Raw genomic sequence first — 25,546 nt, 5'->3', positions numbered from 1 at the left:
TCTAAATTCCGCAGTACGGAATTATAAATTTGAACCCTGAAGTCTCGGCTCAGAAGGGGTTTGTGTTTGTTTATACAAAAGCGGGGTTGTATTTTTAATTTTTTTAAATGTTGAAAAGAAAGTTGATTTGGAATTAAATCCTACCTCATATCCTATTTCTTCAATTTTCAGATAAGAACCATTTTCTATTTTTTCACAGGCTTCACTGATTCTGTATTCATTGATATAAGTGGAAAAACTTTTTCCCAGGTTATCATTCAGCAATTGGGAAAGCTGATGTGCCGGTATATTCATTCTGGCAGCAAGATCACTTAGCTTAAGATTAGGATTTTTATACAATTCTTCTGAATCCATCAATTGTTCCAGTTTTGAAGCAAAATTACCGGCCTTTTCTCCCGGAATTTTTTTATTGGAATATTTATTGGGTTCTTTAGCTGATATCCGCTGATATTTATTATCAAATAAAATGAGGAAATTAGCATATAATACGAATGTAAATACCAGGCTTCCGCCTGCACAATAAATCTGTACCCAGCCTGTAGAAATAAGCTGATAAGTTAGAAAAATAATTACATTGCTGAATAAAACAGGGAAAACAAACGGATGTGAGCTTTTAGTATTCTGTTTTGAAAAAACATAAAACTGATACACCGCCAAGACTATAAATATTGACCAGACTGTATAGATAAAGGTTCCATAATAATGGTTCCAGATAATGGGGAAAAACAAATACAATAATCCTACAGCCCCTAATACAAGCGTTAATATTCCGAATATTTTCCGACAGTTTTTCAAATCAAATTCTTCCTGCTGAAAAGAAGCTTTAATGTAATAAAACAGAGCCGGTCCTGTAAAAAACAATGCTGATAATCCCAGATGTCCGATGATCCCCGGCCAGTCAGGATAAAAATAAAAGCAAACCGAGATTCCGACCTTGATACTCAACATTAACAGAAGAAGCCCCAGAAAAAAATCCGGCAGGTACCTTAGTTTTTTGATAAACAGCAGATAAATCCCCAGCAAAAGCCCATTGAAAGCTCCCACTGCACTGAAAAAAAATAACATCTGTTGTCCGAAAGTCATAATGAACCAGCTATTTATTAAACACCCGTTACAAATTCCTATAATTGACAATTTAAATAGAAACGAACTTTAGTCCGTTAATCAATAAAGATCATCTGTCCGGCTTCAGCCAAAACCTTATATTCTGCAAGAGTAAATTTAGTAATTTTATTGAATTCAATTTCAACAAGATACCTTTTATTTACTGAAAATTTTATTCCCGTTGTACGCTTGGGGCTAAAGCCTATTGAATAAATATTTTAAAATGAACGTTCCATTGGAGTATTAAAGCAACAAAAAATCCCAAAGCAAGCTTTGGGATTCTGATATGGTAAAAGCAAATATTATCTGCTTGCAATATCGATGTAGTTTCTTTGCTGAGCACCCTGGTAAACCTGTCTTGGTCTTCCGATCGGGTCTCCTTTTAATCTCATTTCTTTCCATTGAGAGATCCATCCTGGTAATCTTCCTAATGCGAACATTACGGTAAACATTTCTGTAGGAATTCCTAGCGCTCTGTAGATAATTCCTGAATAGAAATCTACGTTCGGGTATAGTTTTCTTTCTACGAAGTACTCATCTTCAAGGGCTACTCTTTCCAACTGCATTGCAATATCAAGAGCTTTATCCTGGATCCCTAAAGCTTTAAGGATATCGTCAGCAGCTTTCTTGATGATTTTTGCTCTCGGGTCGAAGTTTTTGTATACTCTGTGTCCGAATCCCATTAGACGGAAGCTATCGTTTTTATCTTTAGCTTTAGCTACATATTTAGCTACATCACCACCATCTTTTTCGATAAGCTCAAGCATTTCGATTACCGCCTGGTTAGCTCCACCGTGAAGAGGTCCCCAAAGTGCAGACACCCCTGCAGAGATAGAAGCAAAAAGACCGGTATGAGCAGAACCTACCATTCTTACTGTAGAAGTAGAACAGTTTTGTTCGTGGTCAGCGTGAAGGATTAATAATTTATCCAATGCATCTACAACTACCGGATCGATTTCGAAATCGGCATTTGGCAATCTGAATGCCATTTTGTAGAAGTTTTCTACATAGTTTAGGTTGTTGTCTCCGTGGTTTAATGGTAAACCTTGAGTTTTTCTGTAAGTCCAGGCACAAAGGTGAGAGAACTTAGCGATCATTAGCTCAGCAGCATGATCCATTTCCTCTTTAGAGTTTACGTTAACGGCTTTCGGGTTGAAGGCAGTCAATGCAGAAGTTAAAGAAGATAAAACTCCCATAGGGTGAGCAGAACGAGGGAAAACATCGATGATTTTTTTCATCTCGTCTGCAATAAAGTTATATTTTTTGATATTGTTTTCGAAAGACGTGTACTGATCCTGAGTAGGTAATTCTCCATGTAATAAAAGATACATTACTTCTGTGAAGTTTGATTTTTCAGCAATCTGTTCGATTGGATAACCTCTGTAGAATAATTCTCCTTTATCTCCGTCTAAGTAAGTGATGTCGCTAATGGTAGCTCCTGTATTTTTGTAACCTAAATCCAGAGTGATTAAACCTGTCTGGTCTCTTAATTTTGAAATATCAATCCCTCTGTCTCCGATAGTACTATCCACGATTGGATATTCATATGAATTACCGTCGTAATTCAATATTACTTTGTTGTCTGACATTTATTTATTTTTTTTTAAATATACTACTTTCCATAAAATACGGCAAACAAAAATTATCGCTTGCCGTTATTTATAAATTCGATTATCTTTTGATTTTAAATGCTTCTAATCCTGGGAAAATTGCAGTTTCACCTAAGGCTTCTTCAATTCTCAATAGCTGGTTGTATTTTGCCATTCTGTCTGATCTTGAAGCAGAACCTGTTTTGATCTGCCCACAGTTCATTGCTACTGCCAAATCTGCGATGGTAGCATCTTCAGTTTCCCCTGATCTGTGAGACATTACTGAAGTGAATTTGTTATTCTGAGCCATTTGTACAGCGGCCATAGTTTCAGAAAGGGAACCGATCTGGTTTACTTTTACAAGGATTGAATTGGCAATACCTTCTTTCACTCCTCTGGATAGTCTTTCCACATTGGTTACGAACAGGTCATCCCCTACCAATTGTACTCTGTCCCCGATTTTATCTGTTAGCATTTTCCAACCTTCCCAGTCATTTTCCTGCATTCCGTCTTCGATGGAGATGATCGGGTATTTCTGGGTAAGCTCAGCAAGGTAAGAAACCTGCTCTTCTCTTGTTCTGTGAGCTCCTTTATCTCCTTCAAATTTTCTGTAATCATACGTACCGTCCTTATAGAATTCTGAAGAAGCACAGTCTAATGCCAACATGATATCGTCACCAGGCTTATAACCTGCTTTTTCAATAGCCTGCAATAAGGTATCCAGGGCATCTTCAGTTCCATTGAACGTCGGAGCGAAACCACCTTCATCTCCTACTGCTGTAGAAAGTCCTCTTGATTTAAGGATTGATTTAAGATTGTGGAAAATTTCAGTTCCTTTTCTCAAAGCGTGAGAGAAAGAATCTGCTTTTACCGGCATAATCATAAATTCCTGGAACGCAATAGGAGCATCAGAGTGAGATCCTCCATTGATTACATTCATCATCGGAACAGGAAGTGTATTGGCATTCACACCACCTACATATTTGTATAAAGGCATTCCTAATTCTGCCGCCGCTGCTTTAGCCACCGCCAGGGAAACTCCTAAAATTGCATTAGCACCAAGATTTCCTTTGTTTGCCGATCCGTCAAGATCAATCATAATCTGATCGATATAGTTTTGTTCAAAAACAGGCTGGCCAACTAAATTTTCTGCAATTATTTCTTTTACATTTTCAACAGCTTTCAGGACTCCTTTCCCCTGGTAGTCTGAACCTCCGTCACGTAATTCCACGGCTTCATGTTCTCCTGTAGATGCCCCTGATGGTACAGCAGCACGGCCCATTGCTCCCTTTTCTGTAAATACATCTACTTCAATGGTAGGATTACCTCTGGAATCTAAAATCTGTCTTGCTTCTATGTAAGAAATTGCACTCATTTTTTATTTTTTTTAGTTTAGACAAATTTAATCAAAATTTAACTTTTAAGGGTATTTTGGAAGTATCTTTTTGAAACAATTCAAAGTTAAATTACAGTTACTTTATATTATGATAAATCTGTCAATTTATTCAAGGCTATTATACGGAATATTGGGTTCTGGAACCTGATATCCAAAAAAACTCCCGGAGATTTAATACCAGGAGTTTTTTGTTGAATTCTAATCATTTTTTATTGCTTCAAAATTGAAACTAACATTCAAAAACCCGAAAAGGTTATTATTTTCAATATCATACTTTAATACCAGAGGAATCCAAAGATTTTTTAAAACTCTCAGCCTCAGATCTGCGTTGGCCAGAAACTGATTATTTTTTTCTTCATCCATTAATCCTGAAATAACCCTCTTAAATTCAAAATTAGGTTTGAACTCTATCAAAGATTTATTTCCTTTTTTAAGGACGGAAATATTCAAACCCAATTGAGAAGAAAATTCTTTTCTTTTAATTATGGAGGTCGTCATACTATCTTTGGCGCTGAACCGGTTTCTAAAATCAATTTCCAGCTTACTGTTGTTTTTTGATTTCAATCCTTGCAAGTAGACCAGATCTGCATTAAACTCATCTAAAAACTTAGCATCTTTCCGGAAGTTACTCCGAAATCCCAATGTAAGTAGCGGGCGCATTTTAATTTTTTCAATTTCTTCATTAAATTCCTTTTCAAATCTTACAGAGGTATCATTATAACTATCCGGCAATAAACTCAAAAATTCTTCCGGTAAATTCTCACGGGGAATGTATTCTCCTTTATCCAGAGCATCATCAATTATTTTTTTTACTCTTAGGAACTCCCTGCTATCATTTATTTTTTCTTTGTAAAGTTGTAATTTTTCAATAAGAAGCAGGTTAGAATCCTGAAACATTTTTTGCAGGCTTTGGGCCGGCTTTGCAACACTCAGGTCTCTTTTATTAATAATTGCCCAGTCAAATCCGTATTCAAAGCCTGTGAATTTATAATCATTATCGAGATTCAGTCCAATGGCTACCTGAAAGTTTCTGCTGAATGTTTCTTTTGTATAATTATAGTCAGTTAATAATGTACTGTCCGCCTTTGATTTTATGGAAAAAATACTCGCTTTATACTGAAAAGATTTTTTTATCACCCGTAAGATCTTTAACTGCTGCCTGCATAAAATCAGTCATTACATCCTTCCAGTTGCCTGATTTCATTTCCTGCATACTCTTATACACTTCATCTGAGCTTATGGCCCGCGTATTCAATTGAGTTTCCTGTGCTGACGTCATAATCAGGTTGTGGAGAGAAACTAAGATAAGAAGTTTATAAAACAGTGTTTTCATGATATTAATTCGTATTAAATGAATAGGTTACCAGATATGCTTTTCCTGTTTTAGTGACAGGATTTTTATCAGATGTCGGATCAAAAGTAAAGTGATCGTGATCAAGTTTTATGATTGTCCTCTTATTTTCAGAAATAGGATTTGAGCCAATGATGTAAAGGTCATATTCTGTATCGGGTTCTAATTCAAAATCATAAGAGAAAGATCCGCTTTTTGTTTCCTCAACTACCGGATCGGCGATTCCTTTTTTAAAAAGTTTAAAAATAATTCCTAAAACAGAAATTCCGCCATATACGGTAAGGTTTAATGTTAATTTTTTCATGATTCCGGTTTTAAATATTGTTTATAGATAATGGGACTACCTGATTTATGACAATACTCCTCTATATCCGGGAGTCATTGCTTTCCTCCCTGTAATATATCACAGTTGGAATAAAGTTCCATGGCTAATTGTTTTGGTTTTGCACTTCAAAGTTCCACAAAAAAAATACACCTGTCAATTACACAAAAGGGTGATTATAAAAGTCTGTATCATTCTTCCGGCCATCAGTTACACGGTTATTTTAAAAAATAAGCAGGTCCCGGGGCTTCCGGACAAATACCTGAACTCACCTTTTTGTTCTGTCATTCTTCGCCTCATATTCCTGAGTCCGTTACCTTCCTGCCGGCTCTCCGAGATTCCGATTCCATTATCTGCTATTTTCATAATGAAATTATTTTTTTCCTGGAAAAAAGAAAGGTCTAGACAATCTGCACCACTATGCTTATAAACATTATTGACGGCTTCTTTTAAACACAGAAAAAGGTTACGTCTCAATTCTGTAGAGATAGGGGTTTCGACAGCAATACCTTCACACTCTGAATGCAGCAGAATTGTTGTTTTTTTTAAAAAGCTACCGGTATAAAGGATGGCATAATCTATAAAACCTCCCAGAGTATCATTTCCTGAATTAAGACTCCAGAGCATTTCCCTCATAGAAATGTTCATTTCTTCAGAAGTTTTCATCAACTCATCAATATCAGCCTGAAATTCCTCATTGCGGACCCTCTGTCTTAAAAATTCTGCCTGCAGTTTTATTGCTGAGATGCCTGCTCCCAGATCGTCATGCATATCATGGGAAATCCGTTCCCTTTCTTTTTCTATTGATTTTTGTTTTTCAAGTTCTTTCTGCAGCAGCTCGTTTTGATGTTCCATATCTCTAAGTCTTTGCTGCTGTATGAAAAAAAATCTGTCTCTTATTATATAAAATTACCATCAAAACAATGAATACCACAAATGCAATTAACAAAATCGCTGCAATAATGTATGTCAATCTGATTGTATCCGGCAGCTGTTTCATGGTAATCTCCTATTTTGTTGATTTGTCAAATTGGGTCAAGGCAATATAGAACATTCCATACATGACAATATTCACTCCATATTGCATATTCTTTAAAACCTCCAGGAAAGCGGGATCGTTATCTTTAAGAAAAAACATCGGAATGGACCGGAAAATTAAAAAAGATGCTCCAAAAAAGCAGCCCACAATGACACCCAAAAATGAGGGTCATGTGTTATTTTAATTTCATCAAAATTTTTAAGCCTGAAATAAAACCAGACCAGAGTGTTCATGATAAAGTAAAGGCAAACCAGGATGCCGAGCTCGTTCTGATAATTTTCCTCATAAAATTTTACGAACAACAAAATATAAACAAGGATAGCAATAACAATACACAAAGAGGCTGTTTTTAATTTACCCGGAAATATTTTACTGTAATAGCTGTAAAAAAATACAATCATAAAGATACTGTAGTAGTTGAACAGAAAAGCAAAATCAAATTCTTTGATATAAATTTTATAATGCCCATACAACTCCAGTCCCAGCGAAATTATTAAAAAAGCTGCCAGAAAGTTTTGGCTGGAAAGGCTCTTTTTTCCAGCTAAAACTACAGACTTTACAGTAGCTGCAAAGAGTACTGCAATATACAGGATCTGAATCAGCATGCTATGGATATAATGAGCCCATATCGTAATACCCTTTGTCTGTACCAAAAACCAGTGTCATTTGTTTTTCGCGGGTTTCAAAGAATTTTTTATACTGGTCCTGCAGAAGTCTGTCTCCGAGATTATTTTCAAAAATCACTTTCTTCACATCACTGATCTCACAAAGGTTGATTATAAATTGTTCACAAACATCCTTTGATAAAGTATCCAGCAGATCAACAATATGATAGCTTATATAAAGCGTATTGTTATTCTTTAGGTAATCCGTCAAAAGCAGGTGACCATTCTTAAGATAAGATTCCCTAAAACCGTTTAGGTCTTCATCTGAAATTTTCAAATCCCCGAGCGAAAGATCCTGTTTTACATTAATGATCAGGTAATTATTTTCTTCAATAGTTTCTTTAGACTGCGTTTGTAAAGAGGCAATCATATACATCATTTTGTTTTCAGAATATGGTTTACACTGCAATCTCTGATCCCGGGGATCTATCTGTACAAAAGTAAATGTTAAATAAGTGGCCTGAATTTCTTCCATAACCTCACAAATGTCCTTCAGCAGCGAGTATTTTATCTCATAAATGCCTCCGAGATTAAAATTCACGTTTTGAGCTTTCAAAAAAGATAAGGTTCCTCTTTTTGCGTTATCAATAAAACTTTCTGCTATAATACGACTGATTGGTGTAAATTCTACTCCTTCAACCAGTTGTTCAAATTTATTTCCGATTGGTCCGTTGTACAGCATCGTTTCAATAATAGCTGTCTGGTTGGTTTCATTTAAGTTCTCCATGATTTCTTAGTTTTTAAAATGGTTAAATTTATTAACTGCTTCTACTTTATTGCTGACGTGCAGTTTTCTATAGATATTGCCTACATGTTTTTTCACCGTATCCATACTGATACATTTTTTATCGGCAATTTCTTTGTATAGCAGCCCTTCGGAAAGAAGTTCGAGGATCTCTTTTTCGCGTGCAGTAAGTGCACCAAAATTTTTTAATTTCGGGAAGCTTTCTTTCAAAATGGCTCAGGACTCTTCTGGCGATGGAAAAACTCATCGGAGCACCTCCGTTATATACATCCCGGATCGAAGATAGGATTTTGTCCATACTTTCTCCTTTCACAAGATATCCCATAGCACCGGCTTTTAAAGAACTGAATATTTTCTCATCATCTTCAAAACTGGTACACATGATGAATTGGGTTCCCGGCATTTCTTTTTTAAGCTTTCCGATAATTTCAATTCCCAGCATATCCTGCAGCTGGATATCCATCATTACAACATCGGGAACAAGGCCGGGAAGATTTTTCAATGCTTCATTGCCATCAAAAAAACTGAGCAATTACTTTCATATCATGCTGATAATTGATGATCTTCTTCAACGCATTGTTGTAGTTTTTCTCATCTTCCACTATGACTATAGAAATGCTCATGTCTTTTTTTGTTTGAAGCAAATTTCAACAGAAAACAGATCGGAAACAATTACCCCTTTGTGTAATCTTAATGATTGAGTTCGCGGTTATATTTTTAATTTTTGATTAAATTTAGTTATTTATTCACTATAAAGTCAATTTCATTTTAAATAATTAATCTGAGATCGGGTTAAGGAAATTAAGTATAAAAGTCTGGCAGCCAACGACACCATTAATTTTAACTTTAAAGAAGATAAAAACAGATGAATGGTTATTCTTTAAAGGGTCCCACGGCTTCCATCCCGCTGCTTCAAATAATAAATGCTGCTTGTTATTTCACAAGCTGATCCAAAATGGGATGATCAATACTGTTAATGGAACGGGTTCCCTCAAAAATCTGCTCAAAAACCTGAATGGTGTTCTTGCCTTTCTTTAGCCAGACACCCGGGATATATAAGGTCTGCTGGGGACCAACCTTACTCCAATATCTGCCTATATTCCTGCCATTAATAAAAACAATTCCTTTTCCCAGTTTTCTCATATCGAGAAATGTATCTCCTGTTTCGTAAAGATTAAATTCTGCTTCCTGAATAACCGGTGAATGGTCTGCAATATTTTTAAATTGGTAATTGTAGCTGGGAAACTTATCAAAAGGTAACGGGAACATTTCCCAATTTCCGGAAATCTCAACGCCGTTAATTTTCACAGGACTTATAATCCCTTTTAGATTATGAATGATATTGGCTCCGTAATTGATTCTGCCCATGTTTTCAACCAAAATGTCCAGCTGGTCACCTACCTTGATGTCAATATTAAGATTATATTTTTTGAAGACCCGGTTTACTTCTCCTTTCCAGATTCCGTTAATATAAATATTGGCATAATCTCTCAGCCCCGACAAATCAAGAACTCCGTTTTGATTTTTATCAAACTTTCTCCTGTACAATACATATCCATTTCCAATATTCAGATCCTCAAAGGTAAGAGGCACATTACTCACAATGGGTTTCTTTTGAGCAATTAAATCAAATAGGTTATTTATTTTTGTAAACCTGATTTCCGGAATTGTAATTACTTTTGCAGGCAGGGGAATATCCGGAAGCTTTTCATGATTTATTTTCTGAAAGATCTCCCGTAAAGCTTTATATTTTGGAGTAGCCCATCCCGGCTCACTGATCGGGGCATCATAATCATAGCTGGTAAGATCCGGCTGAATATCATGGTCTTTATCATAATTGGCCCCACTGGTAAAACCGAAATTAGTTCCTCCATGAACCATATAATAATTGAAAGAAACACCATTTTTTAAATAGAGCTCTGTTTGCTTTACCACTTCTTCTGTACTCACTTTTACAAAAGGCTCCGCCCAATGATCCAGCCATCCCGGGTAATATTCAGCAACCATGTAGGGGCCCTTTCCTCCGGTGTATTCATTAATACTTTTCTTTAAAACATCAATATCACCTTCTCCGTTGGCAGTTGGCAGAGCTCCCTCAATGGAGCCTCCTTTAAACAGTGAACTCCCGTCTGAAGTAAATAATGGTACCGAAATTCCGCTTTTCAAAAGCATTTCCTTGATCTTATGGCTGTATTTCCGGTGTTCTTCCAGGGAGATATCTTTTCTTTGGGCAACATAAGACCCAAATTCATTTTCGGCCTGAACCATGATGACAGGACCTCCATGATCAATCTGTAATGGAACGATCTGTTTTGCAAGCTGCCTGATATAGTTCTCACATTCTTCCAGAAATGCTTGATTATCTCTTCTTATTTCCAATCCTTTGTTCTTTTGCAGCCACCAGGGATATCCTCCAAACTCCCATTCCGCGCAAACATATGGCCCCGGGCGTATTATCACAAATAAGCCTGCTTCCTGTGCTGTTTTAATAAATCTCTGTAGATCTTTCTCTCCTGAAAAATTCCATTTGCCGGGTTCTTCTTCATGGTAATTCCAGAATACATATGTGGTAACAGTATTCAGCCCCATTGCTTTCATCATTTGTAAACGGTGCTTCCAATATTGTGACGGAACCCGGGGGTAATGCATTTCTCCCGAATAGATGCTGAAAGGTTTTCCATTTAACATAAAATGACCATCTTCAATCCCAAACTTTCCTTTTTGGCAAAACATGAGATTTATTGAGGAAATAAAAAGAATTATGTAAAAATATCTGCTGAAAATTCTCATATGATAAGGCATGATTTTTGTAAAATTAAAGATGAAAAAATTATATTGGATATCAAATAAAAATAATCATGAAAAAAAGCCTCTTAACATTTGGCGCTATTCTTTCATTGGCAGTGATCAGCTGTAAAAAAAGTGAAAGCGGAAATAAAAGCGTTATCAAAACCGATAGTACTGCAACAATTGTTACGGATACCAATGGTAAAATTGATTCTGTAAGCCAGAGTTCTTCAACAGTAGATGTAAACGGGAAAAGGTATGAAAAAACCGATTTTGTCTATAAAGCGACAGATGGCACCCTGGTAAAAGTCGTATTCAAAAATGATCCGAAAGAAAGTACGGTAGCTATTACCAGCAATAAGAAAACTTTTACCTTACCTAAAGCGGAAACCAAAGGTGATGAAACCATCTATAAGAAAGATGATATGACAGCAAGGGTAAAGGGAGACAGTCTGCATCTTGAACAGGGGGATAACATTATTGAGTTAAAAAGAACAAAGATCTAGAATAAGGATGTCCCTCCAATGTTGAGGGACATTTACTTTATAACCATAAACTTTTTGATGAATTTCCATCAAAATCCGAATAAACAGAAAACAAAAAACCATCCGGATCCCGGATGGTTTTTCAATATCTGAATGAATATTATTCTTCAGTTTTTTCTTCAGCAGAGTCAGCTGCTTCAGCCTTAGGCTCTTCAACTTTCTCTTCTGCTTTTGGAGCTTCAGCAACTACTGCTTCAGCTTTTTTTAGCAGATGTAGATCTTCTGCTTCTTCTTGTAGCTTTTTTTCTCTTCAGCATTAGGGTTGTAAAGCTCGTTGAAATCTACCAATTCGATAAGAGCAGTATCAGCAGCATCACCTGGTCTGAATCCTGTTTTGATGATTCTTGTATAACCACCGTTTCTTTCAGCGATTTTAGGAGCTACAGTTCTGAATAATTCAGCAACCGCATATTTATTTTGAAGGTAAGAGAATACTACTCTTCTGTTGTGTGTAGTATCTTCTTTTGCTTTTGTTAATAGAGGCTCAACATATACTCTTAAAGCTTTAGCTTTAGCTACAGTAGTGTTGATTCTTTTATGCTCAATTAGAGAACAAGCCATATTAGAAAGTAAAGCACTTCTGTGAGAAGCTGTTCTTCCTAAGTGATTGAATTTTTTACCGTGTCTCATTATTAATTATTTATCAGCGTCTAACTTATATTTTGCAACGTCGAAACCGAAGTTAAGACCTTTTGAATGCACTAATTCTTCTAGTTCTGTCAAAGATTTTTTACCAAAATTTCTGAATTTCATCAAATCAGACTTACTGTAAGAAACCAGCTCTCCAAGAGTTTCTACTTCAGCAGCTTTCAGACAGTTAAGGGCTCTTACGGAAAGATCCATATCTGCTAATTTAGACTTAAGTAATTGTCTTGTATGAAGAGTTTCTTCATCGTATTGGATAGATGCTTTTACCGCTTCTGTTTCAAGCGTGATTCTCTCATCAGAGAATAACATGAAATGATAAATTAATATCTTAGAAGCTTCAGTTAAAGCATTCTGAGGGCTGATAGACCCGTCAGTTTCTATATCTAATACAAGTTTTTCGTAGTCTGTTTTTTGCTCTACACGATAATTTTCAATGCTGTATTGTACTTTCTTGATTGGCGTGAAAATAGAGTCAATAGCAATAGTACCTACAGGCGCATTGTTTGACTTATTTTGTTCTGAAGGAACATATCCTCTACCTTTTTCAATATTGAAAGTAATTTCGAAAGTTACATCAGTATTTAGGTTACAAATCACTAAATCCGGGTTTAAAACCTCGAATCCGTTGATCGATTTTCCTAAATCACCAGCAGTAATAACCGTTTGACCTGAAACTTTAGCAACTACCTGCTCGTTAGCCTGGTTTTCTGCTGCAGCTTTTAATCTTACCTGCTTAAGGTTAAGAATAATTTCGGTAACGTCTTCGATTACTCCTGGAATAGTTGAAAATTCGTGCTCTACACCTTCTATTTTGATAGATGAAATAGCGTATCCTTCCAGAGAAGAAAGCAACACTCTTCTCAAAGCATTACCGATTGTAAGCCCGAAACCTGGTTCTAAAGGTCTGAATTCAAATTGACCTTTAAATTCATCAGAGTTAAGTAAAATTACTTTATCGGGTTTTATGAATTGTAAAATTGCCATATTATTGGGTTGAGCAAAAATTTGATTAAAAAATTATTTAGAGTAAAGTTCGACGATAAGCTGTTCCTTAATGTCCTCCGGAATCTGGATTCTTTCAGGAGCAGAAACGAAAGTACCTTCTTTCTTCTCATCGTTGAATTGTAACCACTCATAGTTTGCTTTAGAAGCTAATGCATTGGTTACCACTTCAAGAGACTTAGACTTTTCTCTTACAGCGATTACATCACCAGCTTTAAGCAAATAAGATGGAATGTTTACCAGTTCTCCGTTCACAGTGATGTGTCTGTGAGAAACCAATTGTCTAGCAGCAGATCTTGTTTTAGCAAAACCTAATCTGTATACTACGTTATCCAATCTGGATTCGCAAAGTTGTAATAGTACTTCACCTGTTACACCTTTACTTCTGTGTGCTTTATCAAATAAGTTAGCAAACTGTCTTTCTAAAATACCATAAGTATATTTAGCTTTTTGCTTTTCAGCCAACTGAACTGCGTATTCAGATTTTTTAGCACCTCTTCTCTTGTTAGGACCGTGTTGTCCTGGCGGTTGGTTCTTTCTTTTTTCGAAGTTTTTTATCATCTCCGTAGATTGCAGCACCAAACTTTCTAGCAATCTTAGTTTTAGGTCCAATATATCTTGCCATAATGGGTAAATTCTAAAAATTAAACTCTTCTTCTTTTTGGTGGTCTACATCCATTGTGTGGCATTGGAGTCACATCAATGATTTCGCTAACTTCAATTCCTGAATTGTGGATAGATCTGATGGCAGATTCTCTACCTGCACCTGGTCCTTTCACAAACACCTTTACTCTTCTTAAACCAGCTTCGTGAGCTACAGCAGAGCAATTTTCAGCTGCCATCTGAGCAGCAAATGGAGTATTCTTTTTAGAACCTCTGAAACCCATTTTACCGGCAGAAGCCCAAGAGATAACCTCTCCGTTTTTATTTGTTAAAGAAATGATGATGTTATTGAAAGAAGCCTGAATATGAGCTTCACCAATAGCTTCAACTTTTACTTTTCTTTTCTTAACTACTTTAGTTTGTTTTGCCATAATTCCTAACGATTATTTACTAGCTTTTTTCTTGTTAGCAACAGTTTTTCTCTTCCCTTTACGTGTTCTAGAGTTGTTTTTCGTTCTCTGGCCTCTTAAAGGTAATCCAAGTCTGTGACGTATTCCTCGTTGGCATCCTATGTCCATCAATCTCTTGATGTTCAATTGCACTTCAGATCTCAATTCTCCTTCTACTTTTATGTTTTCAGAGATATAGGTTCTGATTGCAGCCAATTCATCGTCATTCCATTCGTTGACTTTCTTGTCTTCGCTGATACCGGCAGCTTTAAGGATTTCAGAAGAAGTACTTCTTCCTATTCCATAGATGTAAGTTAAACCGATAACACCTCTTTTGTTTTTTGGTAAATCAATACCTGCAATTCTCGCCATAATTTAATGTTAACCTTGTCTTTGTTTAAATTTTGGGTTCTTCTTGTTGATTACGAACAGTACACCTTTTCTGCGTACGATTTTGCAATCAGCGCTTCTTTTTTTTAATTGATGCTCTTACTTTCATTTGAAAATATTTATTTTTTTATAACTACCGAATGGAATCATGAGATTTCATTTTTGATAGTATTTATTTTTTACAAATGCCAAATGGAATGAGTATTCCATTTGGCTAATTGTTTAATATCTAAATGTGATTCTCCCTTTCGTTAAATCATAAGGAGACATTTCTAGTTTCACCTTATCTCCAGGTAAAAGTTTAATATAATGCATTCTCATTTTGCCGGAGATATGAGCAATAAGGATATGCCCATTTTCCAGCTCTACACGGAACATGGCGTTCGAAAGTGCTTCCACGATCACGCCATCCTGTTCAATATGTTTTTGTTTTGCCATAAATTAATATCCAGTCGTTCTTGATAATTTAGACTGCATTAAGCCATCATAATGATGGTTCAGCAGATATGTATTAATCTGTTGAACTGTATCTAAAATTACACCCACCATAATTAATAGGGACGTTCCCCCGAAAAATAGGGCAAACGCATCTGTCTGAACAAAGCTTCCATGCACAATTGCCGGAAGGACTGCAAAGATAGATAAAAAAAATTGCACCTGGCAAGGTAATTTTTGATAAAATATCATCTAAATAATCAGCGGTCTCTTTTCCGGGTCTTACTTTTGGTACTAAACCTCCGTTTCTCTTTAAATCATCAGCCATTTGGTTTACCGGAATTGTAATCGCAGTATAGAAAAATGAGAAGATAATAATTAATAGCGCAAACAATACGTTGTACTGCCAGCTAAAAACATTCTTGAAACCTGCAAGAAAAGTATTAGACTCATCGAATTTGGTTAATAATCCTGGTACGAACATCAATGCCTGGGCAAAGATAATCGGCATTACACCAGCAGCATTTACTTTCAATGGAATCCATTGTCTTGCTCCCTGCATAAGATTTCTGTTTACACCTCCTCTTGCTTGAGCTCTGCTTACATACTGAATGGGAATTTTTCTAACAGCTACTGATAAGATCACTGCTAAAAGAACTACTAACATCCAGAATAATACTTCAATAAGGATCATGATAGATCCCATTCCCCCTTTTCCGTTCTGCACGGCTATCTCCTGTACGAATGCCTCAGGTAATCTTGAAAGGATCCCCACCATAATCAGGATAGAGATACCATTTCCGATTCCCTTATCGGTAATCTTTTCACCTAGCCACATTGCAAATACTGAACCGGCAACCAAAATAACAATACTTGGTAACCAGAACATGATTGAATTTGGCTCTACATAGTATGCAGACTGGAACTGAGCATACGGTAAGAATAATTGAGTAATAGAAGTTAAGTAAGAAGGTGCCTGTACCAGACAAACCCCGATCGTTAACCATCTTGTAATTTGGTTCAATGTATTTCTACCTGACTCTCCATCTTTCTGAAGCTTCTGAAGATAAGGAATAGCCATCCCCATCAACTGAACAATAATAGAAGCAGAAATATAAGGCATGATACCCAACGCCATTACGGAAGCGTGGCTGAAAGCTCCCCCCGTAAACGACGAAAGCAAGCCAAGGAGACCTGCTCCTTGCTTGTTACCGCCTTGATTTTTATAATGCTCTAAGAGATCTCCCACTTCTGCAAGGTTAATTGCCGGAAGTGAGATATAAGATGCGAATCTATACACAAGGATTATCCCTAAAGTGAAGAGAATTTTATCTCTCAATTCTTTAAGACTCCAAATATTTTTAAGTGTTTGTATAAATTCTTTCATTAGTAAGTATTATAAGGTAATTGCTTTTCCACCTGCCTTAGCAATAAGCTCTTCAGCAGATTTAGTGAATTTGTCAGCAGAGATTGAAACCGCAGATTTCAATTCTCCTCTACCCATAATTTTCACTAATTCGTTTTTAGAAACTAAACCGTTTTCTACTAAAACTTCTTTCGTGATATCTCCTGTGATGGATTTGTTCTCGATTAAAGTCTGGATAGTATCAAGGTTAATTCCTCTAAACTCTTTTCTATTTACGTTTTTGAATCCGAATTTAGGTAATCTTCTTTGTAAAGGCATCTGTCCACCTTCAAAACCGATCTTCTGAGAATAACCAGCTCTGGATTTTTGACCTTTATGTCCTTTTGTTGAAGTACCTCCTTTTCCGGACCCCTGACCTCTACCAATTCTTTTTGAATTGAAAGTAGATCCTGCAGCTGGTTGTATATTATTTAAATTCATTTTAATTTCTCTTTTATAAAATTATTTTTGAACTTCAAGTAAGTGACTTACTGCAGCTATCATTCCTAAGATAGAAGGAGTAGCTTCGTGTTCTACAACTTGGTGAAGTTTCTTTAATCCTAATGCTTCAAGCGTTCTCTTTTGGGTTTTTGTTCTACCAATAGCGCTTCTTACTTGCTTTACTTTAATTGTTGCCATTGTTTTAATTATTAACCGTTAAACACTTTACTTAGAGAAACTCCTCTCATTCTAGCGATTTCTTCAGGTCTTCTGATATCCAATAACGCCTTGAAAGTAGCTTTCACCACGTTGTGAGGGTTAGAAGATCCTTTAGATTTTGAAAGGATATCGTGAATACCAGCTGATTCCAATACTGCTCTTACCGCACCACCAGCGATCAATCCGGTACCATGAGAAGCAGGTCTCAGGAAGATATCTGCACCACCGTATCTGGCAGTAGTCTGGTGAGGAATAGTATGGTTCATTACAGGAACTTTCACAAGGTTTTTCTTAGCATCTTCAACTGCTTTAGCAATTGCAGAAGCAACTTCTTTAGATTTCCCTAAACCGAAACCGATAATACCTTCTTCATTTCCTACTACAACGATAGCAGAAAATCCGAAAGCCCTACCTCCTTTAGTTACTTTTGTTACTCTGTTAACAGCTACGAGACGATCTTTTAATTCTAATCCTCCCGGTTTTACTCTTTCTATATTATCTAGTCCTAACATATTTCCGAAATTTAATGATTAGAATTTAAGTCCTCCTTCTCTCGCACCATCCGCTAAAGCTTTTACTCTACCGTGGTATACGAATCCGTTTCTGTCGAATACAATATTTTCGATTCCTGCAGCGATAGCTTTAGCAGCAATAGCTTTACCAACAGCTGTAGAAACTTCTGTCTTAGTCCCTTTAGCGTCTACGCCTTTCTCTCTGGAAGAAGCTGATGCTAAAGTTTTACCATTTTTATCGTCGATTAACTGAGCGTAAATTTCCTTATTACTTTTGTATACAGATAATCTTGGCAATTCAGAAGAACCAGAGATTTTTCCTCTTACTCTTCTTTTGATTCTTATTCTTTTTTCTAATTTACTTAATGCCATAATACTTATAATTTATTAAGCAGATTTACCAGCTTTACGTCTAACATTTTCACCAACGAATCTTACACCTTTTCCTTTGTATGGCTCAGGCTTTCTGAAAGAACGGATCTTTGCAGTAACCATTCCTAGAAGTTGCTTGTCATGAGACGTTAAAGTAATAATTGGGTTTTTACCTTTTTCAGTCAATGTATCTACTTTTACTTCACTTGGAAGTTCCAATACGATACCGTGAGAGAATCCTAAAGCTAACTCAAGTTTTTGACCTGAGTGAGAAGCTCTGTATCCTACTCCTACTAGTTCTAGTTTCTTTTCGAAACCTTCTGATACACCAACGACCATGTTAGCGATCAACGCTCTGTATAAACCGTGAAGCGCTTTGTGTTGTTTAGAATCAGATGGTCTGTTTACGTTAAGCTCACCATCTTTTTGTTCTAAAGTAATTCCTGCTGTAAGCTCCTGGGAAAGTTCTCCTTTCGCTCCTTTTACAGTTACCACACCGTTGTTTTCAGTGATTGTAACTCCTGCTGGAATTGTTATAATTGCTTTACCAATTCTTGACATTTTCCTCTGATTAAAAATTAATAAACATAGCAGATTACTTCACCGCCTACTTTCTCTTCTCTAGCTTTCTTGTCAGTCATTACTCCTTTTGAAGTAGAGATGATAGAAATACCCAAACCGTTTAGTACTCTTGGAAGTTCAGTTGAACCTTTGTACTGTCTCAAACCTGGTCTAGAAGCTCTTTGGATAGACTTGATAGCTGGTTTGTTGGTTTGCTTGTCGTACTTTAAAGCGATTTTGATCACTCCTTGAACAGCGTTATCTTCAAACTTGTAGTTTAAGATATACCCTTGATCAAATAAGATCTTAGTAATCTCCTTTTTGATTTTCGATGCAGGAATTTCCACCACTTTGTGGCCTGCGCTTTGTGCGTTCCTTACTCTTGTTAGGAAATCTGAAATTGGATCTGTTACCATTTTTCTTTTATAAATTATTGGTTAAAGAACAATCAGTTTTGCAAAGACTTGAAGAGTAAAATATCAGACTTCAGAAAATCTTAGGTCTGATATTTTTATCTTTAGTATCTGAACAACTTAATTGTCCCGATTAATTTGTAATTGTTACCAACTAGCTTTTCTTACTCCCGGGATAAGACCGTTGTTTGCCATTTCTCTGAAAGTTACTCTGGAAATACCGAACGTTCTCATATATCCTCTTGGTCTACCTGTTAGTTTACATCTGTTGTGTAATCTTACAGGAGAAGCATTTTTAGGTAATTTTTGAAGCCCTTCGTAATCACCTGCTTCTTTAAGAGCTTGTCTTTTAGCAGCGTATTTAGCAACTAGTGCTTCTCTTTTGCGCTCACGCGCTTTCATTGATTCTTTAGCCATTTCTTAGTTCTTTTTAAATGGTAAACCGAAGTGAGTTAATAATGCTTTAGCTTCTTTATCTGTTTTCGCAGTTGTTACGAAAGTGATGTCCATCCCCTGGATTTTTTTCACTTTGTCAATTACGATTTCAGGGAAGATAATCTGCTCAGTAATCCCTAAGTTGTAGTTACCTCTACCATCGAAACCATCTGCTTTGATACCAGAGAAATCTCTGATACGTGGTAAAGCAGAAGAAGTAAGTCTGTCTAAGAACTCATACATCTTGTCAGCTCTCAATGTTACTTTAGCACCTACAGGCATTCCTTTTCTCAATTTGAAAGCAGCTTCGTCTTTCTTAGAGATCGTACCAACAGCCTTTTGACCAGTGATATTTGTAAGTTCTTCTACAGCATAGTCAATGATTTTCTTGTCTGCAGTAGCATCACCTAAACCTTGTGATACAACGATTTTCTCTAATCTAGGTACTTGCATTACTGACTTGTACCCGAATTCTTCCATCATTGCAGGAACAATTTTCTCTTTATATGCTTTTTTGGGTCTTGCTATATATTCCATGTGTTATTTAAAATTATAAAGTTTCACCCGTTTTTTTGTTGATTCTTACTTTCTTATCTCCTTCGATTTTGTAACCTACTTTGATAGCTTTTCCGTCTTTACCTACTAAAGCTACGTTTGAGATATGAATAGAAGCTTCTCTTTCAACGATTCCTCCTTGAGGATTTGAAGCTGAAGGCTTAACGTGCTTTTTGATGATGTTAAGTCCTGCAACAACTACTCTAGGGTCTCTACCTTCTTTCTTGATCACTTCAATAACTTCACCAGTCTTACCTTTGATATCTTTCTTACCAGTAGTAATGATGACGTTATCTCCTCTTTTTATTTTTAACTTTGACATTTCTTTAAAAAATTTTAAAAATTAAAGTACTTCAGGAGCTAATGAAATGATTTTCATATATTCTTTGTCTCTCAACTCACGAGCAACTGGTCCAAAAACACGCGTTCCTCTCATTTCTCCCGCTGCGTTTAGTAATACACAAGCATTGTCGTCGAATTTGATGTATGAACCATCTTTTCTTCTTACTGCTTTTTTCGTTCTTACTACTACAGCTTTAGATACCTGACCTTTTTTTAGCGTTTCCTGATGGTGTAGAATCCTTGATAGTAACAACGATTTTATCACCAACTGAAGCATATCTTCTTCTGGTTCCTCCCAGAACTCTGATAACCAGTACTTCTTTTGCACCTGTGTTATCAGCAACTTTTAATCTTGATTCTGTTTGTAACATTATTACTTAGCTTTTTCAATGATTCTTACTAATCTCCATCTCTTGTTCTTGCTCAAAGGTCTAGTTTCCTGGATCAAAACTGTATCTCCTTCGTTGCACTCATTGTTCTCGTCGTGTGCAGTATATTTTTTCGTTTTTAATACGAATTTACCGTACATCGGGTGCTTCATTCTCATCGTTTCACTAACAACAATGGTCTTTTCCATTTTATTGCTGGAAACCACTCCGATTCTTTCTTTTCTTAAATTTCTATCCATTGTAAAATGAAATTATTGTTTGTTAGTTAACTCAGTGTTTAGTCTTGCGATTGTTTTTCTCAAATCTTTGATTTGAATAGGGTTTTCAATTGGGCTGATAGCATGAGCCAATTTCAATTTAGAATATTGAGCTTTTGCTTCAGTTAATTGAGCTTGAATATCACCCGCGCTTAGATTTTTAATATCAGCTTTTTTCATTGTATTCAAAGATTATAGAGGTTTAACAAAATCGTTAGCAACGATGAATTTAGTAACTACTGGTAATTTCTGTGCAGCAAGTCTAAGAGCTTCTTTCGCAACTTCGTAAGGAACTCCTCCTACTTCGAACATAATTTTACCTGGTTTTACTACAGCTACCCAGTATTCAACAGCACCTTTACCTTTACCCATCCTTACTTCAGCTGGTTTCTTAGTAATTGGCTTATCCGGGAAGATTTTGATCCATAGTTGACCTTCTCTCTTCATATATCTTGTCGCAGCGATACGAGCCGCTTCAATTTGTCTTGCAGTGATCCAAGCTCCTTCAGTAGCTTTGATCCCAAAAGTTCCGTATGCAAGTTGACTACCTCTCTGGGCATTCCCCTTCATCTTCATCTTGTGAACTCTACGGAATTTGGTTCTTTTTGGTTGTAACATAATTTAATATTAGATGTTAGACGTTAGATGTTAGATGTTAGATAAAATTGAATCAGTTCTTGTAACGGAAGATCTAATTTCTAGTTTCTATCTTCTAACTTCTAATTAATTATTATTGTTATTGTTGTTTTTTCTAGGTCTTCTGTTGTCTCTGTCTCCTCCTCTGTTTCCTCTATCAGACTGACCACCTTTTTTCTGTTGTCCCACTAGTGGAGAAAGTTCTCTTTTACCGTAAACCTCACCTTTCATGATCCAAACTTTTACACCTAGTCTACCGTAAGTAGTGTGAGCTTCAGCCCAGTGGTAATCGATATCAGCTCTGAAAGTTGACAATGGAATTCTTCCTTCTTTGAAAGATTCTGATCTTGCCATTTCAGCACCGTTTAATCTACCAGAGATCTGAACTTTGATACCTTCAGCACCCATTCTCATAGTACTTGCCATTGCCATTTTAACAGCTCTTCTGTAAGAAATTCTGTTTTCAATTTGCTTAGAAATACTATCAGCAACCAATACAGCATCTAATTCAGGTCTTTTGATTTCGAAGATGTTGATTTGAATATCCTTACCTGTAAGTTTTTTCAACTCTTCTTTCAATTTATCAACTTCCTGACCTCCTTTACCGATGATAAGTCCCGGTCTAGCAGTAGTAATAGTTACTGTAACTAATTTTAAAGTTCTTTCAATATAAATTTTTGAAATACCACCTTTAGATAATCTAGCTTCAAGGTATCTTCTGATTTTGTAGTCTTCAGCGATTCTGTCTCCATAATCGTTTCCACCAAACCAGTTAGAATCCCATCCTCTGATGATACCTAATCTGTTACCAATTGGATTTGTCTTCTGTCCCATACCTTGATTAATTTTCTTTGTTACCTAAGATTAATGTAACGTGGTTAGATCTTTTTCTGATTCTATACCCTCTACCTTGTGGAGCTGGTCTTAGTCTCTTCAATTGTCTTGCACTATCCACGAAGATTTCTTTAACGATAAGGTTGGCTTCCTCAATGTCAGCTCCTTCGTTTTTCACTTGCCAGTTGGCAATTGCAGAAAGAAGTAATTTTTCTAATTTGTTAGAAGCTTCTTTCTTAGAATATTTTAGGATATAAAGTGCTTTGTCTACCTGCTCTCCTCTGATGATATCAGCAACTAATCTCATTTTTCTTGGAGAAGACGGGCAATTATTTAATGAAGCTTTAACAACGTCTTTGTTTGCTTCTTTTCTTGCGATTGCGCTATCTTGTTTTCTAGATCCCATGTTTATCTGCTTCCTTTGTTTTTGTTACCACCATGACCTCTGAAAGATCTTGTTGGAGAAAATTCGCCTAACTTGTGACCAACCATATTTTCTGTAACGTAAACAGGGATAAAAGATTTCCCGTTGTGTACAGCGATAGTTTGTCCTACGAAGTCCGGAGAGATCATAGATGCTCTAGACCAAGTTTTGATAACTGTCTTCTTACCAGACTCTATATTTGCCTGAACCTTCTTATCTAAAGTATGATGAATGAACGGTCCTTTTTTAAGTGATCTTGCCATAATTATTTTCTTTTAGATACGATGTAACGGTTAGACACTTTGTTTTTCTTTCTAGTTTTGTAACCTTTAGCCGGTTTACCGTTTCTAGATCTTGGGTGACCTCCTGAAGAACGTCCTTCACCACCACCCATCGGGTGATCTACAGGGTTCATTACAACCGCTCTTGTTCTTGGTCTTCTACCTAACCATCTGCTTCTACCAGCCTTACCTGATACCGTTAATTGGTGATCTGAGTTGGAAACTGAACCAATCATTGCCATACACTCAGTAAGGATCATTCTTGATTCTCCTGAAGGTAACTTGATGATTGCATATTTACCATCTCTGGAAGTTAATTGAGCTGAAGAACCAGCACTTCTTGCTAAAATAGCACCTTGTCCAGGCTTCATTTCAACACAAGAGATTACAGTACCCAATGGAATATTTTTCAATTTCATTGCGTTACCTACGTTTGGTTCAACGCTTTCTCCTGATACTACTTTCTGATCTACTTTGATACCGTTTGGAGCGATGATATATCTCTTCTCTCCGTCTGCGTATTCTAATAAAGCGATAAATGCAGTTCTGTTTGGATCGTATTCTACAGATTTTACAGTAGCTTCAACGTTTGCTTTGTTTCTTTTGAAGTCAATAATTCTGTATTTCTTTTTGTGTCCACCTCCGGTGTAACGCATGGTCATTTTACCTGTGTTGTTACGTCCACCTGACTTTTTAATACCAACTACTAGAGATTTCTCTGGCTTGTTAGTAGTAATTTCCTCAAAATTGTTTACAATTCTGAATCTCTGTCCCGGGGTGATAGGTTTTAATTTTCTAACAGACATTACTATTATTTATAATTAATAATTAATTTACAGCAAAAATATCGATAACCTCACCTTCAGCAAGTTTGATTACCGCTTTTTTCAATTTGTTTGTCTTTCCTACTTGAAGACCTTTTTTAGTGTATTTTGAAGAAACCTTCGGAGCATAAATCATTGTGTTAACGTCTGCTACTTTTACACCGTAAGCTGCTTCAACAGCCTTTTTGATCTCGATTTTATTCGCCTTAGGATTCACTAAGAAAGAATAAGAACCTCTTAAATCTGTAAGGTAATTAGCCTTTTCTGAAATAACTGGTTTAATAATAACTGACATGACTTATTTCTTTAAATTTTCCTGGAATTTTTCAACTGCACCTTCAAAGAAAATGATCTCACCAGCATTTACTAAATCGTAAGAACTGATTTCATTGTAGTTCATTACTTTAGCTTTAGGTAAGTTTCTTGAAGATAAATACACATTCTTATTAGCTTCAGGAAGAACGAATAAAGATTTTTTACCGTTAAGTTCCAATGCGTTTAATACATTGATGAAATCTTTAGTCTTAGGAGCTGCAAAGCTCATATCTTCTAAAACTTTGATGCTGTTGTCTCTCATTTTCTGAGATAAAACAGATTTTTTAGCTAATCTCTTAAGAGCTTTGTTCAATTTGAATCTGTAATCTCTTGGTTTTGGTCCGAATACTCTACCTCCACCTCTGAATACCGGAGACTTGATATCCCCGTATCTAGCAGATCCTGATCCTTTTTGCTTCTTAAGCTTTTTAGTAGAAGCAGTAATTTCGCTTCTTTCTTTCGCTTTATGAGTACCTTGTCTTTGAGCAGCAAGATACTGTTTAACTTCTAAGTAAACCGCGTGCTGATTTGGCTCAATTCCGAATACTGTTTCGTCTAGAGTTACTTTTCTTCCGGTCTCTTTTCCTGATGTATTTAATACTACTAGTTCCATTTTCTGATAATTACATAAGAATTTTTAGCTCCCGGAACAGCACCTTTTACTACTAAAAGATTTTGTTCTTGATCAACTTTTAACACTTGAAGGTTTTGAACAGTTACCTGCTTACCTCCCATTCTTCCAGCCATTCTCATCCCTTTGAATACTCTTGAAGGGTCTGAACCAGCACCGATAGAACCTGGAGCTCTAAGTCTGTTGTGCTGACCATGAGTTGCCTGCATTACACCTCCAAATCCGTGTCTTTTAACAACACCCTGGAAGCCTTTACCTTTTGAAGTTCCTGTTACGTCAACATACTCACCTTCTGTGAATAAATCAACTTTCACTTCTTCTCCTACTTTCACTTCATCAACGAATTCTCTGTAGAATTCAACCAATTTAGCTTTAGGAGCAGAACCAGCCTTTTTAAAATGACCAGCTAACGCTTTACCAACGTTCTTCTCACTCTTGTCATCGAAACCTAATTGAACAGCTTTATAACCGTCTTTTTCTAAGGTTCTGACCTGTAAAACCGAGCATGGACCAGCCTGAATAACTGTACAAGGAATGTTTTTCCCTTCTTCGTTAAACAAAGATGTCATACCGATTTTTTTACCAATAATACCTGACATTGTTTATATTATAATAAAATTTATCCTTTAT

Annotated in this window: 36 protein-coding genes and 5 pseudogenes; 1 reads left to right on the top strand and 40 read right to left on the bottom strand. The window is 36.2% G+C overall.

The window, feature by feature from the left end; genetic code table 11:
- Window positions 1-21: 21 nt before the first annotated feature.
- The 12 genes from HX13_RS07810 to HX13_RS07760 all read right to left on the bottom strand — a co-directional run bounded on the left by HX13_RS07810 (window position 22) and on the right by HX13_RS07760 (window position 11,001).
- Entirely contained in the window at window positions 22-1,065 is a 1,044-nt protein-coding gene (locus tag HX13_RS07810; protein ID WP_238555156.1) for a helix-turn-helix domain-containing protein, read from the bottom strand.
- A 341-nt stretch (window positions 1,066-1,406) separates the two neighbouring features.
- On the bottom strand, window positions 1,407-2,693 hold the full coding sequence (locus tag HX13_RS07805) for a citrate synthase (protein ID WP_050020623.1): 1,287 nt from the start codon (window positions 2,691-2,693) through the stop codon (window positions 1,407-1,409).
- 82 nt (window positions 2,694-2,775) lie between these two features.
- A complete protein-coding gene (gene eno, locus HX13_RS07800) occupies window positions 2,776-4,068 on the bottom strand; it encodes a phosphopyruvate hydratase (protein WP_050020622.1) in 1,293 nt (430 codons plus the stop codon).
- A 219-nt stretch (window positions 4,069-4,287) separates the two neighbouring features.
- A complete protein-coding gene (locus tag HX13_RS07795; protein WP_050020621.1) occupies window positions 4,288-5,226 on the bottom strand; it encodes a hypothetical protein in 939 nt (312 codons plus the stop codon).
- Window positions 5,201-5,422: a hypothetical protein gene (locus tag HX13_RS07790; protein WP_050020620.1), complete on the bottom strand. Its 222-nt coding sequence runs from the start codon at window positions 5,420-5,422 to the stop codon at window positions 5,201-5,203. Before HX13_RS07790 ends, HX13_RS07795 begins: the two co-directional genes overlap by 26 nt.
- 4 nt (window positions 5,423-5,426) lie before the next feature.
- Window positions 5,427-5,744, bottom strand: coding sequence for a hypothetical protein (locus tag HX13_RS07785; protein ID WP_050020619.1), 318 nt, complete (start codon window positions 5,742-5,744; stop codon window positions 5,427-5,429).
- Between the two features lie 228 nt (window positions 5,745-5,972).
- Window positions 5,973-6,617, bottom strand: coding sequence for a sensor histidine kinase (locus tag HX13_RS07780; protein WP_238555155.1), 645 nt, complete (start codon window positions 6,615-6,617; stop codon window positions 5,973-5,975).
- 300 nt (window positions 6,618-6,917) lie between these two features.
- Window positions 6,918-7,406 (bottom strand): hypothetical protein, encoded by a 489-nt coding sequence (locus HX13_RS07775; protein WP_050020618.1) that lies wholly within the window; start codon window positions 7,404-7,406, stop codon window positions 6,918-6,920.
- 1 nt (window position 7,407) lies between these two features.
- Window positions 7,408-8,193 (bottom strand): hypothetical protein, encoded by a 786-nt coding sequence (locus HX13_RS07770; RefSeq protein ID WP_050020617.1) that lies wholly within the window; start codon window positions 8,191-8,193, stop codon window positions 7,408-7,410.
- Between the two features lie 6 nt (window positions 8,194-8,199).
- Complete coding sequence (locus HX13_RS23790; protein ID WP_410493113.1) at window positions 8,200-8,337, bottom strand: response regulator transcription factor; 138 nt, start codon at window positions 8,335-8,337, stop codon at window positions 8,200-8,202.
- Window positions 8,312-8,743 carry a response regulator transcription factor gene (locus tag HX13_RS07765; RefSeq protein ID WP_238555154.1) on the bottom strand — a complete coding sequence of 144 codons (432 nt, stop codon included), beginning with the start codon at window positions 8,741-8,743 and terminating at the stop codon, window positions 8,312-8,314. Before HX13_RS07765 ends, HX13_RS23790 begins: the two co-directional genes overlap by 26 nt.
- 401 nt (window positions 8,744-9,144) lie before the next feature.
- Complete coding sequence (locus tag HX13_RS07760; protein WP_050020664.1) at window positions 9,145-11,001, bottom strand: glycoside hydrolase family 35 protein; 1,857 nt, start codon at window positions 10,999-11,001, stop codon at window positions 9,145-9,147.
- 68 nt (window positions 11,002-11,069) lie between these two features.
- Here HX13_RS07760 and HX13_RS07755 point away from each other — a divergent pair, with 68 nt between their 5' ends.
- Entirely contained in the window at window positions 11,070-11,504 is a 435-nt protein-coding gene (locus HX13_RS07755) for a hypothetical protein (protein ID WP_050020616.1), read from the top strand.
- A gap of 139 nt (window positions 11,505-11,643) precedes the next feature.
- On the opposite strand, the pseudogene rplQ reads toward HX13_RS07755, so the two are convergent.
- The 28 genes and pseudogenes from rplQ to rplC all read right to left on the bottom strand — a co-directional run bounded on the left by rplQ (window position 11,644) and on the right by rplC (window position 25,515).
- Window positions 11,644-12,173, bottom strand: a pseudogene (gene rplQ, locus HX13_RS07745) (50S ribosomal protein L17).
- A gap of 6 nt (window positions 12,174-12,179) precedes the next feature.
- Window positions 12,180-13,175 (bottom strand): DNA-directed RNA polymerase subunit alpha, encoded by a 996-nt coding sequence (locus tag HX13_RS07740; protein ID WP_050020613.1) that lies wholly within the window; start codon window positions 13,173-13,175, stop codon window positions 12,180-12,182.
- 33 nt (window positions 13,176-13,208) lie between these two features.
- Window positions 13,209-13,818 (bottom strand): annotated as a pseudogene (gene rpsD / locus HX13_RS07735) (30S ribosomal protein S4).
- 19 nt (window positions 13,819-13,837) lie between these two features.
- Window positions 13,838-14,227, bottom strand: a complete 390-nt coding sequence (rpsK, locus tag HX13_RS07730) for a 30S ribosomal protein S11 (protein WP_002983263.1) — start codon at window positions 14,225-14,227, stop codon at window positions 13,838-13,840.
- Between the two features lie 12 nt (window positions 14,228-14,239).
- Window positions 14,240-14,617 carry a 30S ribosomal protein S13 gene (rpsM, locus tag HX13_RS07725; RefSeq protein WP_050020611.1) on the bottom strand — a complete coding sequence of 126 codons (378 nt, stop codon included), beginning with the start codon at window positions 14,615-14,617 and terminating at the stop codon, window positions 14,240-14,242.
- Window positions 14,618-14,626: 9 nt separating this feature from the next.
- A pseudogene (rpmJ, locus tag HX13_RS21950) lies at window positions 14,627-14,744 on the bottom strand (50S ribosomal protein L36).
- Window positions 14,745-14,857: 113 nt separating this feature from the next.
- Window positions 14,858-15,073, bottom strand: a complete 216-nt coding sequence (gene infA, locus HX13_RS07720; protein ID WP_002983257.1) for a translation initiation factor IF-1 — start codon at window positions 15,071-15,073, stop codon at window positions 14,858-14,860.
- A 3-nt stretch (window positions 15,074-15,076) separates the two neighbouring features.
- Window positions 15,077-16,457, bottom strand: a pseudogene (gene secY / locus HX13_RS07715) (preprotein translocase subunit SecY).
- A 9-nt stretch (window positions 16,458-16,466) separates the two neighbouring features.
- Entirely contained in the window at window positions 16,467-16,916 is a 450-nt protein-coding gene (gene rplO, locus HX13_RS07710; RefSeq protein WP_050020610.1) for a 50S ribosomal protein L15, read from the bottom strand.
- Window positions 16,917-16,937: 21 nt separating this feature from the next.
- Entirely contained in the window at window positions 16,938-17,114 is a 177-nt protein-coding gene (gene rpmD, locus HX13_RS07705; RefSeq protein WP_029297759.1) for a 50S ribosomal protein L30, read from the bottom strand.
- Window positions 17,115-17,125: 11 nt separating this feature from the next.
- A complete protein-coding gene (gene rpsE, locus HX13_RS07700; protein ID WP_045491132.1) occupies window positions 17,126-17,647 on the bottom strand; it encodes a 30S ribosomal protein S5 in 522 nt (173 codons plus the stop codon).
- An 18-nt stretch (window positions 17,648-17,665) separates the two neighbouring features.
- Window positions 17,666-18,019, bottom strand: coding sequence for a 50S ribosomal protein L18 (rplR, locus tag HX13_RS07695; RefSeq protein ID WP_050020609.1), 354 nt, complete (start codon window positions 18,017-18,019; stop codon window positions 17,666-17,668).
- 15 nt (window positions 18,020-18,034) lie between these two features.
- Window positions 18,035-18,580, bottom strand: coding sequence for a 50S ribosomal protein L6 (rplF, locus tag HX13_RS07690; protein ID WP_050020608.1), 546 nt, complete (start codon window positions 18,578-18,580; stop codon window positions 18,035-18,037).
- A gap of 17 nt (window positions 18,581-18,597) precedes the next feature.
- A complete protein-coding gene (gene rpsH, locus HX13_RS07685) occupies window positions 18,598-18,996 on the bottom strand; it encodes a 30S ribosomal protein S8 (protein ID WP_034694686.1) in 399 nt (132 codons plus the stop codon).
- Between the two features lie 144 nt (window positions 18,997-19,140).
- Complete coding sequence (gene rpsN, locus HX13_RS07680) at window positions 19,141-19,410, bottom strand: 30S ribosomal protein S14 (protein ID WP_002983233.1); 270 nt, start codon at window positions 19,408-19,410, stop codon at window positions 19,141-19,143.
- A 3-nt stretch (window positions 19,411-19,413) separates the two neighbouring features.
- Complete coding sequence (gene rplE, locus HX13_RS07675; protein ID WP_050020607.1) at window positions 19,414-19,965, bottom strand: 50S ribosomal protein L5; 552 nt, start codon at window positions 19,963-19,965, stop codon at window positions 19,414-19,416.
- 13 nt (window positions 19,966-19,978) lie between these two features.
- Window positions 19,979-20,305, bottom strand: coding sequence for a 50S ribosomal protein L24 (gene rplX / locus HX13_RS07670; protein ID WP_002983229.1), 327 nt, complete (start codon window positions 20,303-20,305; stop codon window positions 19,979-19,981).
- A gap of 21 nt (window positions 20,306-20,326) precedes the next feature.
- Window positions 20,327-20,696: pseudogene (gene rplN / locus HX13_RS07665) on the bottom strand (50S ribosomal protein L14).
- Between the two features lie 2 nt (window positions 20,697-20,698).
- Window positions 20,699-20,953, bottom strand: coding sequence for a 30S ribosomal protein S17 (gene rpsQ, locus HX13_RS07660; RefSeq protein ID WP_027381310.1), 255 nt, complete (start codon window positions 20,951-20,953; stop codon window positions 20,699-20,701).
- Window positions 20,954-20,965: 12 nt separating this feature from the next.
- On the bottom strand, window positions 20,966-21,151 hold the full coding sequence (gene rpmC, locus HX13_RS07655; protein WP_002983223.1) for a 50S ribosomal protein L29: 186 nt from the start codon (window positions 21,149-21,151) through the stop codon (window positions 20,966-20,968).
- A gap of 12 nt (window positions 21,152-21,163) precedes the next feature.
- On the bottom strand, window positions 21,164-21,589 hold the full coding sequence (rplP, locus tag HX13_RS07650; protein WP_002983219.1) for a 50S ribosomal protein L16: 426 nt from the start codon (window positions 21,587-21,589) through the stop codon (window positions 21,164-21,166).
- Between the two features lie 105 nt (window positions 21,590-21,694).
- Window positions 21,695-22,441: a 30S ribosomal protein S3 gene (rpsC, locus tag HX13_RS07645; RefSeq protein ID WP_050020605.1), complete on the bottom strand. Its 747-nt coding sequence runs from the start codon at window positions 22,439-22,441 to the stop codon at window positions 21,695-21,697.
- Window positions 22,442-22,448: 7 nt separating this feature from the next.
- Window positions 22,449-22,847 (bottom strand): 50S ribosomal protein L22, encoded by a 399-nt coding sequence (rplV, locus tag HX13_RS07640; protein WP_050020604.1) that lies wholly within the window; start codon window positions 22,845-22,847, stop codon window positions 22,449-22,451.
- A 2-nt stretch (window positions 22,848-22,849) separates the two neighbouring features.
- On the bottom strand, window positions 22,850-23,128 hold the full coding sequence (rpsS, locus tag HX13_RS07635) for a 30S ribosomal protein S19 (protein WP_002983209.1): 279 nt from the start codon (window positions 23,126-23,128) through the stop codon (window positions 22,850-22,852).
- Between the two features lie 2 nt (window positions 23,129-23,130).
- On the bottom strand, window positions 23,131-23,952 hold the full coding sequence (gene rplB, locus HX13_RS07630) for a 50S ribosomal protein L2 (RefSeq protein WP_002983208.1): 822 nt from the start codon (window positions 23,950-23,952) through the stop codon (window positions 23,131-23,133).
- A 22-nt stretch (window positions 23,953-23,974) separates the two neighbouring features.
- Window positions 23,975-24,265 carry a 50S ribosomal protein L23 gene (gene rplW / locus HX13_RS07625; protein WP_002983204.1) on the bottom strand — a complete coding sequence of 97 codons (291 nt, stop codon included), beginning with the start codon at window positions 24,263-24,265 and terminating at the stop codon, window positions 23,975-23,977.
- A gap of 3 nt (window positions 24,266-24,268) precedes the next feature.
- Window positions 24,269-24,898 carry a 50S ribosomal protein L4 gene (gene rplD / locus HX13_RS07620; protein ID WP_050020603.1) on the bottom strand — a complete coding sequence of 210 codons (630 nt, stop codon included), beginning with the start codon at window positions 24,896-24,898 and terminating at the stop codon, window positions 24,269-24,271.
- Window positions 24,889-25,515 carry a 50S ribosomal protein L3 gene (gene rplC / locus HX13_RS07615; RefSeq protein ID WP_050020602.1) on the bottom strand — a complete coding sequence of 209 codons (627 nt, stop codon included), beginning with the start codon at window positions 25,513-25,515 and terminating at the stop codon, window positions 24,889-24,891. Before rplC ends, rplD begins: the two co-directional genes overlap by 10 nt.
- Between the last annotated feature and the right edge of the window lie 31 nt (window positions 25,516-25,546).

Source organism: Chryseobacterium sp. P1-3 (assembly GCF_000738495.1).
GTDB lineage: Bacteria > Bacteroidota > Bacteroidia > Flavobacteriales > Weeksellaceae > Chryseobacterium > Chryseobacterium gallinarum.
This window is presented reverse-complemented; position numbering and strand designations above follow the sequence as displayed.

Bases quoted from the DNA above. Each gene is read 5' to 3' on its own strand.
- HX13_RS07810 (WP_238555156.1), bottom strand. From the start codon at position 1,065: ATGTTATTTTTTTTCAGTGCAGTGGGAGCTTTCAATGGGCTTTTGCTG.
- HX13_RS07805 (WP_050020623.1), bottom strand. From the start codon at position 2,693: ATGTCAGACAACAAAGTAATATTGAATTACGACGGTAATTCATATGAA.
- eno (WP_050020622.1), bottom strand. From the start codon at position 4,068: ATGAGTGCAATTTCTTACATAGAAGCAAGACAGATTTTAGATTCCAGA.
- HX13_RS07790 (WP_050020620.1), bottom strand. From the start codon at position 5,422: ATGAAAACACTGTTTTATAAACTTCTTATCTTAGTTTCTCTCCACAAC.
- HX13_RS07785 (WP_050020619.1), bottom strand. From the start codon at position 5,744: ATGAAAAAATTAACATTAAACCTTACCGTATATGGCGGAATTTCTGTT.
- HX13_RS07780 (WP_238555155.1), bottom strand. From the start codon at position 6,617: ATGGAACATCAAAACGAGCTGCTGCAGAAAGAACTTGAAAAACAAAAA.
- HX13_RS07775 (WP_050020618.1), bottom strand. From the start codon at position 7,406: ATGCTGATTCAGATCCTGTATATTGCAGTACTCTTTGCAGCTACTGTA.
- HX13_RS07770 (WP_050020617.1), bottom strand. From the start codon at position 8,193: ATGGAGAACTTAAATGAAACCAACCAGACAGCTATTATTGAAACGATG.
- HX13_RS07760 (WP_050020664.1), bottom strand. From the start codon at position 11,001: ATGAGAATTTTCAGCAGATATTTTTACATAATTCTTTTTATTTCCTCA.
- HX13_RS07755 (WP_050020616.1), top strand. From the start codon at position 11,070: ATGAAAAAAAGCCTCTTAACATTTGGCGCTATTCTTTCATTGGCAGTG.
- HX13_RS07740 (WP_050020613.1), bottom strand. From the start codon at position 13,175: ATGGCAATTTTACAATTCATAAAACCCGATAAAGTAATTTTACTTAAC.
- rpsK (WP_002983263.1), bottom strand. From the start codon at position 14,227: ATGGCAAAACAAACTAAAGTAGTTAAGAAAAGAAAAGTAAAAGTTGAA.
- rpsM (WP_050020611.1), bottom strand. From the start codon at position 14,617: ATGGCGAGAATTGCAGGTATTGATTTACCAAAAAACAAAAGAGGTGTT.
- infA (WP_002983257.1), bottom strand. From the start codon at position 15,073: ATGGCAAAACAAAAACATATTGAACAGGATGGCGTGATCGTGGAAGCA.
- rplO (WP_050020610.1), bottom strand. From the start codon at position 16,916: ATGAATTTAAATAATATACAACCAGCTGCAGGATCTACTTTCAATTCA.
- rpmD (WP_029297759.1), bottom strand. From the start codon at position 17,114: ATGGCAACAATTAAAGTAAAGCAAGTAAGAAGCGCTATTGGTAGAACA.
- rpsE (WP_045491132.1), bottom strand. From the start codon at position 17,647: ATGTTAGGACTAGATAATATAGAAAGAGTAAAACCGGGAGGATTAGAA.
- rplR (WP_050020609.1), bottom strand. From the start codon at position 18,019: ATGGCATTAAGTAAATTAGAAAAAAGAATAAGAATCAAAAGAAGAGTA.
- rplF (WP_050020608.1), bottom strand. From the start codon at position 18,580: ATGTCAAGAATTGGTAAAGCAATTATAACAATTCCAGCAGGAGTTACA.
- rpsH (WP_034694686.1), bottom strand. From the start codon at position 18,996: ATGGTAACAGATCCAATTTCAGATTTCCTAACAAGAGTAAGGAACGCA.
- rpsN (WP_002983233.1), bottom strand. From the start codon at position 19,410: ATGGCTAAAGAATCAATGAAAGCGCGTGAGCGCAAAAGAGAAGCACTA.
- rplE (WP_050020607.1), bottom strand. From the start codon at position 19,965: ATGGAATATATAGCAAGACCCAAAAAAGCATATAAAGAGAAAATTGTT.
- rplX (WP_002983229.1), bottom strand. From the start codon at position 20,305: ATGTCAAAGTTAAAAATAAAAAGAGGAGATAACGTCATCATTACTACT.
- rpsQ (WP_027381310.1), bottom strand. From the start codon at position 20,953: ATGGATAGAAATTTAAGAAAAGAAAGAATCGGAGTGGTTTCCAGCAAT.
- rpmC (WP_002983223.1), bottom strand. From the start codon at position 21,151: ATGAAAAAAGCTGATATTAAAAATCTAAGCGCGGGTGATATTCAAGCT.
- rplP (WP_002983219.1), bottom strand. From the start codon at position 21,589: ATGTTACAACCAAAAAGAACCAAATTCCGTAGAGTTCACAAGATGAAG.
- rpsC (WP_050020605.1), bottom strand. From the start codon at position 22,441: ATGGGACAGAAGACAAATCCAATTGGTAACAGATTAGGTATCATCAGA.
- rplV (WP_050020604.1), bottom strand. From the start codon at position 22,847: ATGGGATCTAGAAAACAAGATAGCGCAATCGCAAGAAAAGAAGCAAAC.
- rpsS (WP_002983209.1), bottom strand. From the start codon at position 23,128: ATGGCAAGATCACTTAAAAAAGGACCGTTCATTCATCATACTTTAGAT.
- rplB (WP_002983208.1), bottom strand. From the start codon at position 23,952: ATGTCTGTTAGAAAATTAAAACCTATCACCCCGGGACAGAGATTCAGA.
- rplW (WP_002983204.1), bottom strand. From the start codon at position 24,265: ATGTCAGTTATTATTAAACCAGTTATTTCAGAAAAGGCTAATTACCTT.
- rplD (WP_050020603.1), bottom strand. From the start codon at position 24,898: ATGGAACTAGTAGTATTAAATACATCAGGAAAAGAGACCGGAAGAAAA.
- rplC (WP_050020602.1), bottom strand. From the start codon at position 25,515: ATGTCAGGTATTATTGGTAAAAAAATCGGTATGACATCTTTGTTTAAC.